Source organism: Kitasatospora sp. HPM-01-4 (assembly GCF_051374625.1).
In the GTDB taxonomy this organism is placed as follows: Bacteria; Actinomycetota; Actinomycetes; order Streptomycetales; family Streptomycetaceae; genus Kitasatospora.
Genome location: NZ_JBPQGP010000005.1, coordinates 7,958,576 through 7,972,732, shown reverse-complemented (window position 1 = coordinate 7,972,732; position 14,157 = coordinate 7,958,576). Strand labels below are relative to the sequence as shown.

The window sequence follows — 14,157 nt, the reverse complement described above, 5'->3', positions numbered from 1 at the left end:
GCCCACCGTGCCGGACAACGCCCGCTCCACCTTCGCCACCGTCGACATCGCGGCGTCGACTCCCCAGCAGGACCTGTTCGCCCGCGTCCTCGACCCGCGGAGCCGCGCCAACCCCTACCCCCTCTACACCGCGCTGCGCAGGCAACCGGTCTCCCGCCAGGCCGACGGCACCTGGGTGGTCAGCGGCTACGACGAGATCGCCGCCCTGCTGCACGACCCGCGCATCAGCTCCGACATGCGCAATGCCGGCCAGACGTCGGCTCCCGGCGCCGAGAGGTCGTTCATCCTGCGCGACCCGCCGAGCCACCACCGCCTGCGCAGCGCGGTGATGGCCAGGTTCACCCCTGCGGTGGTCGAGTCCCTGCGTGACGAGATACGCCGGATCACCGGCGAACACCTCGACGCCGCAGGGTCCGAGGGACGGGTGGACATCGTCGACGAGATCGCCTACCCGCTTCCGGTCAGCGTGATCTGCACGCTGCTCGGCATACCCCCCGAGGACGAGGCGCGCTTCCACGCCTGGGCCGACGCCCTGGTGCGCAACCTCGACCTCGACCCGGCCATGACGCCGGAAGAGGCCGAGCAGATCCGGCAGGCCATTGACGGCCTCGCTGACTACCTCACGCAGTTGACCTCCGAACGCGCGAAGAAGCCCGGTGACGACCTGATCTCGGGCCTGCTGACCGGCAGCACTCACACCGAACCCCTGCGCGGCGAGGATCTCGTGGCCACCACCCGGCTGCTCCTGGTCGCGGGCCACGAGACCACGGTCAACCTGATCACGAACGGCATGCTCACCCTCCTGCGCCACCCCGAGACCCTCGCGCGCCTGGGCCGCGAACCCGCGCTGGTGGTACCCATGGTCGAGGAACTGGTGCGCTACGAACCGTCGGTGCAGTTCCGGTACCGCGCCGCCCTCGACGACATCGACGTCGGCGGCACCACCATCCCGCGCGGCTCCTCGGTCGTCCTGTTGCTGGCGGCGGGCAGTCGCGACCCCCACCGCTTCGACCGGCCCGAGCAGTTCGTGCCGGACCGCACCCCCAACGAGCACCTCGGCTTCGGCGGCGGAATCCACTACTGCGTCGGCGCACCCCTGGCCCGTCTCGAAGCGCACATCGTGCTCCCCGAACTCGTCCGCCGCCTGGAGAACCCCCGGCTGGCCGAGGACCCGCCGCCGTACCGGCCCACCGCCGCCCTGCGCGGTCCGCGCCACCTGTGGCTCGACGTCGACCGCGTCCGCCCCTGACCCGACCTGCCCTTCCGACCGCGGCCGGACCGGGAACCCCGGCCGCGGTCGGGCGCGCGGGCACCGCACTCCACGCGGACCTGAAGCCGGGGCGTGGCGGCCTTAGCCGGGGGCGACCGGGACCGGTGGCCCCGGGCTCTCGTCGCCCGGGCACTGGCGGGGCCGAGCGGACGCCTTCTCAGGCCGTCTCGATGCGCTCCACGATGAGTTCGCACAGTTCATGCGTCCGCAGGGCGTCGTGAGCGTCGACGGTCCGGCCGGCCCGGACGGCGTCCAGGAAGGAGAGGACGATCTGTTCGATGCCGCGCTGGCGGGCGACCGGGACCCAGTCGCCGCGGCGTCGGACGCTGGGCTGGCCGAAGTGGTCGATCACTTCGGCGAGGTTGTGGACCTCGCGCTTGGAGTCGCCTCCGGAGACCTCCAGCACCTCCTCGGTCGAGCCGGAGACCCGGTTCATGATGCCCAGCGCCGTGAAGCCCCGCCCGGCGAGCGTCAGGACGACGTGCTCGAGCAGACCGTCGCGCGTGCGGGAGCGAACATCCATGTGCTCGATCTCGCCGGGAACCAGGAAACGGAGAACGTCCACGACGTGAATGAAATCGTCGTAGATCATCGGGCGAGGCGCCTCGGCGAGGCCCTCGCGGTTCTTCTGCAGCACGATCAGGTCGCGCGGGCGCTCCTTCGCCTGCACGTAGCCGGGCGCGTGGCGGCGGTTGAAACCCACCATCAACGAACGACCGGTGCGGTCGGCGAGGTCAACCAGCCGACGGGCACCGTCCAGGGTGTAGTCGAGGGGCTTGTCCACGTACACGTCGACGCCGGCCGTGAGCAGCTGCTCGACGATCGCGACGTGCTGGTCCGTGGCGGCGTGCACGAACGCGGCCCGGATGCCACTGGCGATCAGCTCGCCGAGATCGGTGAAGCGGTGCCCGGGAGCGATCCGATAGGTGTCACCGATCCGGTCGAGCTTGGCCCGGTCACGGGTCATCAGCCGAAGATCAAGACCAGGTACGGCGGTGAGGACCGGCAGGTACGCCTTGTTCGCGATATCCCCCAGGCCGATCACTCCAACGGGAAGCAAGGCATCAGTGATAGCGGGCCGGCCCATGGGGTCTCCTGTCAAGTGAACGATCAGCACCAGCCCCCACCCTATGCTTCAGCCGCCTCCAGCGATCGAGCCCCGGCCGCCGCCCCGGCGCAGCCGGTCCCGCATCACCGGGCAGCGAGCCGCCGGACGAGGCGGACGGCGGCGGCAGCCTGCCCAGCACCCCTGGCGCAGAGGGGAGTTCGCGGCCGCACGGCTTCTCGGCGGCCTGGACCACCGGAGCCCCCGTCTGGCGACTGCCACCCTGCCCCTGTTCCCGGTGTGGCGAATGCCTGCCTTCGACGGCAACTGCTAGCCGCATGTGCGTGATTCTGTAAGACTGCTGATGATGAGCCGACCGGGGGGATCGGGGATTCTCTGATGCCCGACTGCCGCCGCATCATTCCTCACCGGCGCCTTGAGTGTGGTCGAGTTCCTCTGTGTACACGAATCAGCCACTTCACCTCGGGGGATACCCATGGACAGCACCACCCGATCGCGGCTTCGGCCGGAACCTGCCGGCATCCGCGTCCTGATCCTGGACGAGTCGCCGATCACCCGCACGGGACTGCGGGCGGTGTTGCACCAGGCCGGTATCCAGGTCGTGGGCGAGGCCGGCGATCAATGCGAGGCGGTGGCCCTGCTGGCGGACACATCGCCGCATGTCGTGGTCGTGCACACCGGCGGCAGCCCCGCCGACGTCGCCGCGGCGCTGCGCAAGGTGCGGGACTGGGACGGCAAGGTCCTGGCGCTGGTCGGCGACGGCCTCTCCGACGCCGGCGTGGAGTCGGTCACGAAGGACGCCGACGGAACGCTGCTGAGCAGCGCCGGGGTCGAGGACCTGATAGCCGCGGTCCGGGTGCTGGTCGCGGGCTATTCGCTCTTCCCGGCTCCGGCCGCACCGTCCTGCCGTCCCTCGTCCCCGGGCGACGTCCCCTCCCAGCAGGTGCTGACGCCGCGTGAGCGCGACGTGCTGCGCCTGCTGGGGCGCGGGCGCACCAACGCGGAGATCTCCTCCCAGCTGTCGCTGAGCGAGAGCACCGTCAAATCGCATGTGCAGAACCTGCTGGCGAAGCTGGGGCTGCGCAACCGGGTGGAGGCGGCACTGCACGCGGTCGAGGCGGGGCTGGTCGGCTCGCCGTAGGCCGTTGGCGGGCGGACCGCTCCAATGGCTCGGGGCGCTGGTCCGCCCGCCCGGCCCGCCGCGGTGGAGCGGGTGGCTCGCGCAGCCCCAGCGCCCCTGGAGGTGCCGGGTCGGACGGCTGCCGCTCAGGCCGTGATCTTGGCGGCGGGAAGCTCGCCGAGGGCACGGTCGATCTCCGACTGGTCCGGCTGATAGTCCGTCAGGGTTCCGGCCAGGTAGGAGTCATAGGCCGCCATGTCGAAGTTTCCGTGTCCCGAGACGTGCACCAGGATGGTGCGCGCCTCCCCGGCCTCCTTCGCGGCCAGCGCCTCGTCGATCGCACCGCGCACCCCGTGCGCGGACTCCGGCGCCATCACGAAGCCCTCGTTGCGGGCGAACTGCACCGCCGCGCTGAAGACGTCGGTCTGCGACACCGAGCGCGCCTGCACGTACCCGTGCTCCACCAGCGCGCACATGGTCGGTGAACTGCCGTGGTGGCGCAGGCCGCCGGCGTGGATGGGCGCCGGGATGAAGCTGTGGCCGAGGGTGTACATCGGCAGTACCGGGCTGAGCGAGGCGGTGTCCGGGTAGTCGTAGGCGTAGCTTCCCCTGGTCAGGCTGGGGCATGCGTCCGGCTCCACGGCGACGAAGCGGGTGCCCGTGCGCTGCCCGCTGAGCACGTCGTACAGGAAGGGGTAGGACAGTCCGGCGTAGCCGGAGCCGCCGCCGACGCAGCCGACCACCACGTCCGGGTAGTCGTCGCAGATCTCCAGCTGCTTCTTGGCCTCCAGGCCGATCACGCTCTGGTGCAGCAGTACGTTGTTGGAGATGGAGCCGAGCGCGAAGCGGGTGTCCTCCCGGCTGAGCGCGTCCTGCACGGCCTCGCTGATGGCGATGCCGATGGAGCCCGGGGAGTCCGCGTCCTGCGCCAGGATGGCGCGGCCGGCCTCGGTGAGCGGGCTGGGCGAGGGGTGCACCTGGGCGCCCCAGGTCTCCATGAGGATCCGCCGGTAGGGCTTCTGCTGGAAGGAGGAGCGGACCATGTAGACCGTGACCTCCAGCCCGAAGAGCGAGCCCGCGAAGGACAGTGCGGAGCCCCACTGCCCGGCGCCGGTCTCGCTGGTCAGCCGGCGCACGCCGTCCTGGGCGGCGTAGTAGGCCTGCGCGATGGCGGTGTTGGGCTTGTGCGAGCCGGCCGGGGAGACCCCCTCGTACTTGAAGTAGATCCGGGCCGGTGTGTCCAGCGCCCGCTCCAGCCGCGTCGCGCGGTGCAACGGGGAGGGCCGCCAGATCTGGTAGAGCTCACGCACCCGGTCCGGTATCTCGATCCACCGCTCCTGTGAGAACTCCTGTTCGATGACGCCCTGCGGCAACAGGCCGGCCAGGTCCTCGGGACGCAGCGGCTCCAGCGTCCGCGGGTGGAGCGCGGGCGGCAGGCTCACCGGGAGATCGGGAACGATGTTGTACCAGCGGTCCGGCAGATCCGCGGCATTGAGAACGACGTGCGTGGTGGTCATGGAATTCGCATCCTCACAGGACGAAGGCTCGGTTGCGGCACGGCGGAGCCGGGACGCGGAAGCGGATTCGACGAGCAGTCGTCCCGATGCTAGAAATCGGCTCCGCCGCACAACACCAGGAAAAAGAACGAAACTCAGGAACCGTCGTCCGCCGTTGGTACCGGCACTTTCGGAGCCGCCCCGTCAGCCGTGGCCTCGGCGGGCACGGGCGCCGAGAGGCCGGCGCTGAGTCCCACGCCGACCAGCGCGCTGCCGGCCAGCTGCGCCGCGCCGAGGGTGCCGCTGCCCACCACCGGCGCCGTGAACGCCGCCGCCACCGGGATCAGACCGGCGAACAGACTGGTCGTCTCGGGACCCAGCCGGCGCAGGCCGAGGTAGTAGAGGATGAACGCGGCGGCCGTCACCGCCGCCGCCAGATAGCCCAGGGCGGCCAGTTCCTCCGGGTGCGGCCAGCGCAGCCGGCCGCCGGGCAGTTCGATGGCCGCGGCCAGGACGCCCATCTCCAGCATGGCCAGCCCGCAGACGTAGGTCGCGACCGGGATCGCCCCCAGCCGCGGCAGCAGGGGAACCGCCAGCAGGGTGAAGGACACCTCCCCCAGCAGGGCCAGCAGCGAGTAGGCGAAGCCCGGCACATCGCCCCGGCCGTAGCCGAGGACCAGGGCCGCACCGGCGACCACCAGCGCCGCCGAGCCGGTCAGCCGCCAGGACACCCGGCGTCCGCCCAGCAGCGGGCCGGCGACGGCCACCAGCAGCGGGGTCGCGCCCACGACGACGCCCAGTACGGCGGGCTCGGCGGAGCGCAGCGCGGCCAGGCAGGCCAGGTTGAAGCCGACCAGGCCGGTACCGGCCAGCAGCGCCAGCAGGCCCCACTCGCGCCCGGTCGGCCGCGGCAGGGGGATCCGGGCGAAGGCGGCGAGCAGCAGCAGGCAGAGCCCGCCCAGGGCGAACCGCACGGTCTGCCCGCTCAGGAACGGGTAGTGCGTGAGCAGGCTGGTGGCCACGAAGGAGGTGCCGGCCAGCGCGGTGCCCAGCCCGGCGCAGACGGCGCCGAGAGCCCGCGGCCGGGCCGCGCCCTTCGCCGGACCGGCGGGGCCCGCGGATTCACGTAATGTCATGGCGTGCAGGTTAATGGCGTAAAGCCTATTTCCACCACCGCACTTCGGGGGGTCGTGCCGCGTTTCTCCGCCTTAGGTCCCGGTCATTTCTGACGTGGTGCACGCTGCCGTCGCGCTTCTAGGATCCCGGTCGGGGCAGCGCCCGAATACCACCCGCTCGAAAGGATCACGGCATGTCAACCGGGGAATTGGTCGATCTGACGCAGCACGAGATCAGGGCGCTGCGGACCAGGTACAACCTGGCCGACGCGCATACACACCAGCGCCAGTCCATCAGCCAGGAGAAGATCGTCTCCCGGCTGCCCGCGTTGTGGAACGAGTCCGAGGAACGGCAGCAGGCCTATTTCGAGAAGCAGTTCACCGAGGCGTTCTTCCGCCTGCACGGCCAGACCACCGCGGTCGGCCTGGACCGGACCCTGCTGTCGTACTCCGCGAGTGTCTCCACCATGGTCGCCGCGATGTACCTGCGCCGGCACGATCTGACCGTCTCGCTGGTGGAGCCCTGCTTCGACAACCTGGTGGACCTGCTCAGGCACCTGGGCACCCCGCCCGCGGCGCTGCCCGAGGAGGCGCTGGCCGATCCGGAGACCGTCTACGCGGAGCTCGTCCGCCTGGTGCGGACGGACGCGCTGTACCTGGTCGACCCCAACAACCCGACCGGCTTCACGCTGTTCACGGACGGCGGGCGCGGCTTCGCGGAGGTGCTCCGGTTCTGCCGGGAGCACCGCAAGCTGCTGGTACTGGACTTCTGCTTCGCCTCCTTCGCCCTGCACAACGGCCTGGTCCAGCGCCCCGACGTCTACCGGGCGCTGGAGGAGTCGGGGGTGAGCTACCTCGCCATCGAGGACACCGGTAAGACCTGGCCGGTACAGGACGCCAAGTGCGCCCTGCTGACGGCAAGTTCGGACCTCTACGAGGAGGTCTACAACCTGCACACCTCGGTACTGCTCAATGTCTCGCCCTTCGTGCTGAACTTCCTCACCCACTACGTCGAGGACTCGATCGCGGACTCCTTCGCCTCGGTGCGCGAGGTGATCGACACCAACCGCGCCACGCTTCAGCGCATACTGGCCGGCTCGCCGCTCGAACTGCTGGACGGACGCGTGGACACCAGCGTCGCCTGGCTGCGCATCCGACCCTCCGGGCTCACCGCGGACGACGTGCACGCCGAACTGCTGGCGGCGGAGGTCTACGTGCTTCCGGGGACGTACTTCTACTGGGACAACCCCGGACGTGGTGAACGGTACGTCCGGATAGCGCTGGCCAGGCCGCCGGAGCAGTTCGCCGCGGCGGTGCGGGTGATCCGCGACACGCTCCTCGCCCATGAGCGCTGAGTCCGGGGCGGGGCAGGCGACGGGGCGGGACCGGGGGCCGGGGGTGCTGATCGACGCCTCGCTCTTCCTGGGCATGCACAGCCGCGACGAGCGCGTCCGCTCCGCCTGCAAGAACTTCTTCGTACGGCACCTGGCGGCGCAGCACACGCTGGCGATGACGCTTGAGCAGGTGGGGCTCTGCGACGACCTGGTCTGGCGCCGGACCCGCGAGGAGCAGGACGCCTACTACCCCTTCATGGACAACCTGCACAGCGAGCTGCGGATCACCCGCTTCGGCTTCCGGCGGGGCGATCTGGCGGCCGCCCTCGACTCTCCCGAGCTCAAGGGCCTCCCGCTGCCCGACGCGCTGCTGCTGGCGCCGGCCGTGCACCGGGGCGGCCCGCTGCACACCGCGTCGGCGCGCCTGCTGGGCCACCGCCGGCCCGGGCTTCCCGTCACCGCGCCACCGGACGGACCCGAACTCGCCTTCCCGCCCCGGCTGGAGGCGCTCTACCGGGACTCCCTGGCGCTCAGGTGCGACCTGACCGATCTCGACCGCATTTCCAGCCCCGACGACTTGGACGCGACATGACCGATCCGCAGACCCCCCGGGACCGGCAGGACGGCCCGGACCTCCGGAACCACCACAGGTTCTCGGGTGTGATAGCACCACTGGTCACACCCCTGGACCGGAGCCGCCAGGTGCCGGCCGAGGACGTGGCCCGGCTGATCGCCACGATCCGCACCGAGGTCACCGCGCTGATGCCGACGCTCAGTTCCGGTGAGGGCTGGCTGCTGACGGAGCGCCAGTGGCGGGACATGGTGGACGCCACGGTCCGCCATGCCGGCGGCCTGCCGGTCATCGCCGGGGTGCAGCTGCCCGACACCGAGGCCGTGGTGGCGCGGATCCGGCTGGCGGCCGAACTGGGCGTGGACGCCGTGGCGGTGACCACGCCCTTCGGCGCCGGGATCGGCCAGGACGACATCGTCGACCACTACCGGCGCGTGCTGGCGGCCGGCCTGCCGGTGCTCCTCTACAACGAGGAGGCGGTGTCCGGCAACCGGATCGAGGCGGACACGCTGGCCCGGATCTGTCGGCTGCCGGGCGTGGTCGGGGTCAAGGAGTCCAGCGGCGAGGCGGAGTTCACCCGGCGGCTGGTGGCCTCGGACCTGGGAGTGCCGGTCTTCGAGGGCTGGGAGAACCTGCTCTCCCAGGTGCCCGGGGTGCACGGCTTCATCGGTCCGCTGGCCAATCTGGAGCCGGCGCTGTGCAGGGCGCTGTGGCGGAGTCCGGGCCCGGAGCTGCAGGCGCAGGTGGACGCGGCCTGCGAGAGGTACGGCATCCTGCGCGAGGACTGGTACCTGCGGGTCAAGCGCGAACTGGTGACGCGCGGGGTCATCGGCACCGATGTGACGGCGGGCGGCCCCGCCGCCGGGGAGCCGGCGCCATGACCGCGGCGGCCGGGGCTGCTTCGGCGCTGCCGCCGAACGCCACCGTGCAGCAACGGCTGTACTGGCACAACCACACCGTCCCCGATGCCGTCGGCTACGCCGAGCTGCTCGCGCTGGAGGCCCGCTGGCCTCGGGCGGAGGCGGACGCGCTGGAGGCGGACGCACCGGAGTTCGGCTCCCTGGGCGAGCTGCTGGCGGCCCTGGAGCAGCGCCTGCGCGCCGAGGAGGCCGATCCCCCGGACAGCGAGCGCTACCTCGCCGAGCACGCCACCTTGCCGGAATTCGCCTTCGTCGCGGGCCAGTTCGCCGTGGACGGGCTGGTGGAGTCGCAGTCCCACCTGGGCGTGCTGCCGCGGCTGCCGCACCGGGCCCGAATGGCGGTGATGCGGGTGCTCATCGACGAGTTCGGCTGCGGCAACGAGGCCCAGGAGCATGCCCGGCTCTACCAGCGGCTGATGTCGGAGCTGGGGCTGCCGACGGACCCCTTCCAGCACGCGGCCCGCGCGTGCGAGGAGACGCTGGCCTACGTCAACCTCTTCCACTGGCTGGCCTCGCGGGCGCCGACGCCGGACTACTTCCTGGGCGCCTACGCCTACTTCGAGTCGAGCGTGCTCTACGGCTTCCGCTGCTACGCCGCGGCCTGCGCCCGGCTGGGCATCGCCAACTCCCGTTACTACACCGAGCACCTGCACATCGACAGCTTCCACAGCCGTGAGATGCTCGCCGCGCTGCGCGCCTGGGACCGCGAGCGCGGCGCGGACCTGCGCAAGGTCTGGGCGGGTGTCGAACTGACCAGTGCGACCGTCACACGCGCGACGGAGGCGGCGGTGCGCGGCGCCCGGGCGGAGGCCGGCACATGAGCCCCGCCGAACGGCGGGTGCGCCTGCGCCAGCTGGACGAGGACACGGTCGCCGTGGAGACGGAGGCCCCGCGACCGGGGCCGGGGGGCGCGGTGCTGGTCGAGGCCCGCTGCCCGCACCGGGGCGGCCTGCTCCGGTTCGCCCACGTGGACGCCGCGGCCACCCGGCTGGTCTGTCCACTGCACCACTCGGCGTTCGACCTGACCGACCACGGCACCCAGCTGGCCGGCCCGCCGTGCCGAGCGCTGCGCACCCGGCCCGTGACCCCGGCCGCATCCCGGGATTCCGAACAGGAGTGAACCGACATGTCCGACGACCGGACCACCGTCGCCGTCGACCCGCACGCCCGGCCCCTCGACCCCCGGCTGCCGCGCTCCCCTGACACCGTCGTCGTCTACTCGGACCTCAACTGCTCCTTCGCCCATCTGGCCGTGCACCGGTTGCACCAGGCCCGGACCCGGCTCGGCCTGGACGGTGTGCTCTTCTTCGACCACCGCTGCTTCCCGCTGGAACTCTTCGACCTGACGGTGAACGAGCGGCCGGGCGTCGACTCGGAGGTCTCGGTCGTGGGAGCACTGGCTCCCGAGGCCGGCTGGCGGCTGTGGCAGGGCCCCGACTGGACCTACCCCGTCAGCACGCTGCCCGCACTGGAGGCCATCCAGGCCGCCAAGGAACAGGGCTGGACGGCCTCCGAGACGCTGGACCGCGCACTGCGCCGCGCCTTCTGGGCCGAGGGCCGGTGCATCACACTGCGCAACGTCGTCCTCGACGTGGCCGTGGAGACCGGGGCGGTGGACGCGGAGCGGCTCGCCGCCGCACTGGACTCGGGCCGGCACCGGCAGGCCGTCATCGACCAGTGGCGCGCCGCCCGGGAGGACCGGGTCATCTGCAGCCCACACGTCTTCCTGTACGACGGAACCAACCTGGCCAATCCGGGCGTCGCCGCGCACTGGGTCAACGGCCGTTTCGGCACCGGCTTCCCGGTCATCGACCACGACGACCCGAGCGCCGTGGACTCCCTGCTCGAACAGGCCGCCGCGCTGCTCCAGGGCGTGTCCGACAGGGGACCAGGGCCAGGCGCCGGAGGACCCCGGCCTCAGGGGTCGGCGGGCGAGGAGAGTTGACACAGTGGAGGTCATCCGATCAGCCGAGCACCGGACTTGACCGGTCCGCATCGACGACGGGGAGCCGGCGATGGAGAATGGCCGTATGGCCACTGCGCGTTGGAACGGCGAGATCATCGCCGAGAGCTCCCTGACCACGGTCGTCGAGGGCAACCACTACTTCCCCCTCGACTCGGTCCGGATGGAGTTGCTGGTCCCCTCCCCCACCACGACCGTCTGCCCCTGGAAGGGCACCGCCTCCTACTACACGGTGCGGGTGGCGGGCGCCGAGAACCCGGACGCCGCCTGGTACTACGCCGATCCGAGCCCGGCCGCCGCGCAGATCACCGGGCATGTGGCGTTCTGGCGGGGCGTCGAGGTCACCGACGACTGACCAAAGGACGCCCCGGCCGGACCGGCAGGGCCAACGCGGCGCCGCCCCGAAGAAGTCGGGGAACCCCGGCGGCGACGGCCCGTCAGCCGGCCGAGATCCCCTGGGCGGCGGTCGTCAGGGCCGCCAGGACCGGCCGGATCAGCGGGTGCCGCTCGGCGCCGCTGCGCACGGCGGCGAAGACCTTGCGGGTGGCGAGTTCGCTGTCCACCCGGCGTACCGCGACCCGTGAGAGGTCCACGCCGCGCAGGGCCGAGCGCGGGACCAGCGCCACGCCCGCACCCGCCGAGGCGAGCGCGACGACGGCGCTGAAGTCGTCGGAGGAGTGCACCAGCCGGGGCTGGAAGCCGGCGTACTCGCAGGCCAGCAGCACCACATCGTGGCAGGGGTTGCCGGGGTAGGGGCCGATCCACGGCTCGGCGGCGAGGTCGGCGACGGCCACCGGACCCTGCGCGGCGGCCAGTGGATGGCCGAGCGGGAGGACCGCCTCGAAGGGTTCGGCGTAGAGCGGTACCCGGGTCAGCCGCTGGTCGTCGGCGCGGGGCGCACCGCGGTACTCGACGGCGACGGCGATGTCGGCCAGTCCGTCCAGCAGCATCGGCAGACTGGCGTCGCCCTCGGCGTCCAGCACCTTGATCCGTACCCCGGGTGCGCCCTCGGCGAGGGCGGTGATCGCCGGGGCGACCACCAGCGCGATCCCGGTCGCGAACGCCGCCACCGTGACCTCGCCCGCCACTCCCGCGCTGTACGCCGCCAGGTCGGCCTCGGCCCGTTCCAGCTGGGCGAGCACCGCGTCGGCGTGGCCGAGCAGGATCTCCCCGGCGGCGGTGAGGCGGACTCCCCGGCCGTCGCGGGCCAGCAGATGGTGGCCGGTCTCCTGCTCCAGCGCGGCGAGCTGCTGGGAGACGGCGGACGGCGTGAGGTAGAGCGCGGCAGCGGCGGCCGTCACGGTGCGGTGGTCGGCCACGGCCCGCAGGGTCCGCAGCCGTCGTGCGTCGATCACTCCGTCATTCTGCCAGTGCGGCGTGAGTGCTCGGACGCGGCCTCCGTCCGGCCGGCTCCGGGTGCGGGCACGGGGCCGGGGCCGGGGCCGGAGGTGCCGGGCCGGGCTCAGCGCCGCGACGCGTCGGAGGCTTCGGGGGTGGCGGGGTCCTCGGGTGCGGCGGGCACGCTCCGCAGATAGGCGAACCAGGTCAGGAACAGGCAGAACGCGTAGTAGATCAGGAAGACGAGGTAGGCGGCGTCGCCGTTGTGCGCGGTCAGGAAGGCCTGCCGGAAGGCGATGTTGACCAGGACCCCGCCGAAGGCGCCGACGGCCCCGGCGAGGCCGATCAGCGCGGAGATCGACCGGTGCGCGGTCCGCTCGGTCGCCACCGGGTCGGCGCCGGCGCGGATCGCCGCGTCGGCCCTGGCGCGGTGGACCGCCGGGATCATCTTGTAGGTCGAGCCGTTGCCGACACCGCTGAGCACGAAGAGGGCGATGAAGGCTGCCAGGAACAGGCCCAGCGAGTGCTGCCGGGAGGCGGTGAGCACGCCCGCCGCACCCGCCGCCATGGCGGCGAAGGTCCACAGGGTCACCCGGGCCCCGCCCCACCGGTCGGCCAGCAGACCGCCGACCGGGCGGGTGAGCGAGCCGAGCAGCGGTCCCAGGAAGGTGAGGCAGGCGGCCTTGACCGGTGTGTCGAACCGCTCGTGGAACTGGACCTGCAGCACCTGTCCGAAGGCGAAGCCGAAGCCGATGAACGAGCCGAAGGTCCCGATGTACAGCGCCGAGACCGCCCAGGTGTGAACGTCGCGCGCGGCGGTAGCAAAGGCCCGTCCCTCGCCGGGAGCCGCCGGGAGGTTGTCCATCCGCAGCGCCGCGCCGAGCGCCGCCAGGACGATCAGCGGAAGGTAGACCAGGAGCAGCAGCCGGGGGTGGCCGGCTCCGGCGGTCGCCATGACCAGCAGGCCGAGCAGCTGGACCGCGGGCACCCCGAGATTGCCGCCGCCCGCGTTGACGCCCAGTGCCCAGCCCTTGAGGCGCTGGGGGTAGAAGGCGTTGATGTTGGCCATCGAGGAGGCGAAGTTCCCGCCGCCGACCCCGGCGGTGGCCGCGACCGCCAGCAGCGTGCCGTAGGAGACGCCCGGGGTGAGGACGAGCCCCGCGAGCACGGTCGGCACCAGCAGGAGCAGCGCGCTGACCACGGTCCAGGTGCGCCCGCCGAACTTCGCCACCGCGAAGGTGTAGGGCAGCCGCAGCACCGAGCCGACCGCGGTGGGCACGGCGGTGAGCAGGAACTTGCCGGCCGGATCGATGTGGTACTCCGGGCCGAGGAGGAGTACCAGGACCGACCACAGGCTCCAGACCGCGAAGCCGATGTGCTCGCAGAGGACGGAGTGGACCAGGTTGCGCCGGGCGATCCGGGCGCCCGTGTGCTCCCAGAACCCGGGGTCCTCGGGCCGCCATTCGGCGAGCGGGGCGGTTCTGCCGGGTGGCGGGGCCGGGCGGGGCTCGTGGACGGTTGCGCTCATGGTGACCTGCCCTGGACGTCGGGAGGGGTGCGGGACTACGGGGTGGGGACCGCCCTGATCGGCAGGACCGGGAGGACCGCCGGGGTGCCGTCCGGGGCGAGCTCCTCGTCCAGGCAGACGCCCGTGCGCAGGTCGAACGCCTGCTTGTACATCGGCGAGAACACGACGGGCACGCCGTCACGGCTGCCGAGCAGGCCCCGCGAGATGACGTACGCGCCGCTGAACGGGTCGCGGTTGCCGACCGCGTAGAGCGCACCGCGCCGGTCACGGAAGGCCGCGACCTGCTCCGATCCGACCAGCAGGGCCACGCCCCGGCCGGGCCGCAGCAGCCGGTACTCGCACACGCGCGCCCAGCTGCCGCCGTCGAGGATCTCGACCGTCAGCGGACGGTCCGGGGTCTGCTTCGGGTCCGGGGTCTGCTCCAGGTCCGGGGTCT

At 72.1% G+C, this 14,157-nt stretch carries 15 protein-coding genes; 9 read left to right on the top strand and 6 right to left on the bottom strand.

The window, feature by feature from the left end:
• The first annotated feature begins 7 nt into the window (after nt 1-7).
• Nucleotides 8-1,249 carry a cytochrome P450 gene (locus ACSMTC_RS34455; RefSeq protein ID WP_436563663.1) on the top strand — a complete coding sequence of 414 codons (1,242 nt, stop codon included), beginning with the start codon at nt 8-10 and terminating at the stop codon, nt 1,247-1,249.
• A 178-nt stretch (nt 1,250-1,427) separates the two neighbouring features.
• Here the strand turns inward: ACSMTC_RS34455 and ACSMTC_RS34450 are convergent, their stop codons facing one another.
• Nucleotides 1,428-2,357: a Gfo/Idh/MocA family protein gene (locus tag ACSMTC_RS34450; RefSeq protein WP_436563662.1), complete on the bottom strand. Its 930-nt coding sequence runs from the start codon at nt 2,355-2,357 to the stop codon at nt 1,428-1,430.
• Nucleotides 2,358-2,811: 454 nt separating this feature from the next.
• Between ACSMTC_RS34450 and ACSMTC_RS34445 the strand changes: the two genes are divergently transcribed.
• Complete coding sequence (locus ACSMTC_RS34445) at nt 2,812-3,477, top strand: response regulator transcription factor (RefSeq protein ID WP_436563661.1); 666 nt, start codon at nt 2,812-2,814, stop codon at nt 3,475-3,477.
• A gap of 125 nt (nt 3,478-3,602) precedes the next feature.
• Here ACSMTC_RS34445 and ACSMTC_RS34440 read toward each other — a convergent pair whose 3' ends face one another.
• Nucleotides 3,603-4,973, bottom strand: a complete 1,371-nt coding sequence (locus tag ACSMTC_RS34440) for a TrpB-like pyridoxal phosphate-dependent enzyme (RefSeq protein ID WP_436563660.1) — start codon at nt 4,971-4,973, stop codon at nt 3,603-3,605.
• Between the two features lie 134 nt (nt 4,974-5,107).
• Nucleotides 5,108-6,088: a DMT family transporter gene (locus tag ACSMTC_RS34435; protein ID WP_436563659.1), complete on the bottom strand. Its 981-nt coding sequence runs from the start codon at nt 6,086-6,088 to the stop codon at nt 5,108-5,110.
• Nucleotides 6,089-6,261: 173 nt separating this feature from the next.
• On the opposite strand from ACSMTC_RS34435, the gene ACSMTC_RS34430 reads away from it, so the two are divergent.
• The 7 genes from ACSMTC_RS34430 to ACSMTC_RS34400 all read left to right on the top strand — a co-directional run bounded on the left by ACSMTC_RS34430 (nt 6,262) and on the right by ACSMTC_RS34400 (nt 11,210).
• The gene (locus ACSMTC_RS34430; protein ID WP_436563658.1) at nt 6,262-7,422 is read left to right on the top strand and encodes a pyridoxal phosphate-dependent aminotransferase; all 1,161 of its coding nucleotides are present in this window, start codon (nt 6,262-6,264) and stop codon (nt 7,420-7,422) included.
• Nucleotides 7,412-7,993, top strand: a complete 582-nt coding sequence (locus ACSMTC_RS34425; RefSeq protein ID WP_436563657.1) for a DUF6190 family protein — start codon at nt 7,412-7,414, stop codon at nt 7,991-7,993. The genes ACSMTC_RS34430 and ACSMTC_RS34425 overlap by 11 nt, the downstream gene beginning before the upstream one ends.
• The gene (locus tag ACSMTC_RS34420) at nt 7,990-8,853 is read left to right on the top strand and encodes a dihydrodipicolinate synthase family protein (protein WP_436563656.1); all 864 of its coding nucleotides are present in this window, start codon (nt 7,990-7,992) and stop codon (nt 8,851-8,853) included. Before ACSMTC_RS34425 ends, ACSMTC_RS34420 begins: the two co-directional genes overlap by 4 nt.
• The gene (locus ACSMTC_RS34415) at nt 8,850-9,713 is read left to right on the top strand and encodes an iron-containing redox enzyme family protein (RefSeq protein WP_436563655.1); all 864 of its coding nucleotides are present in this window, start codon (nt 8,850-8,852) and stop codon (nt 9,711-9,713) included. Before ACSMTC_RS34420 ends, ACSMTC_RS34415 begins: the two co-directional genes overlap by 4 nt.
• Complete coding sequence (locus tag ACSMTC_RS34410; RefSeq protein WP_436563654.1) at nt 9,710-10,012, top strand: Rieske (2Fe-2S) protein; 303 nt, start codon at nt 9,710-9,712, stop codon at nt 10,010-10,012. Before ACSMTC_RS34415 ends, ACSMTC_RS34410 begins: the two co-directional genes overlap by 4 nt.
• Before the next feature lie 6 nt (nt 10,013-10,018).
• A complete protein-coding gene (locus ACSMTC_RS34405; RefSeq protein ID WP_436563653.1) occupies nt 10,019-10,837 on the top strand; it encodes a DsbA family oxidoreductase in 819 nt (272 codons plus the stop codon).
• Nucleotides 10,838-10,922: 85 nt separating this feature from the next.
• Nucleotides 10,923-11,210: a DUF427 domain-containing protein gene (locus tag ACSMTC_RS34400; RefSeq protein WP_436563652.1), complete on the top strand. Its 288-nt coding sequence runs from the start codon at nt 10,923-10,925 to the stop codon at nt 11,208-11,210.
• An 82-nt stretch (nt 11,211-11,292) separates the two neighbouring features.
• Here ACSMTC_RS34400 and ACSMTC_RS34395 read toward each other — a convergent pair whose 3' ends face one another.
• From ACSMTC_RS34395 to ACSMTC_RS34385, 3 genes are all read right to left on the bottom strand, one after another.
• A complete protein-coding gene (locus ACSMTC_RS34395; RefSeq protein WP_436563651.1) occupies nt 11,293-12,210 on the bottom strand; it encodes a LysR family transcriptional regulator in 918 nt (305 codons plus the stop codon).
• A 107-nt stretch (nt 12,211-12,317) separates the two neighbouring features.
• The gene (locus ACSMTC_RS34390; RefSeq protein WP_436563650.1) at nt 12,318-13,721 is read right to left on the bottom strand and encodes a nitrate/nitrite transporter; all 1,404 of its coding nucleotides are present in this window, start codon (nt 13,719-13,721) and stop codon (nt 12,318-12,320) included.
• A 35-nt stretch (nt 13,722-13,756) separates the two neighbouring features.
• Nucleotides 13,757-14,146 carry a nitrite reductase (NAD(P)H) small subunit gene (locus ACSMTC_RS34385; RefSeq protein WP_436564894.1) on the bottom strand — a complete coding sequence of 130 codons (390 nt, stop codon included), beginning with the start codon at nt 14,144-14,146 and terminating at the stop codon, nt 13,757-13,759.
• Nucleotides 14,147-14,157 lie beyond the last annotated feature (11 nt).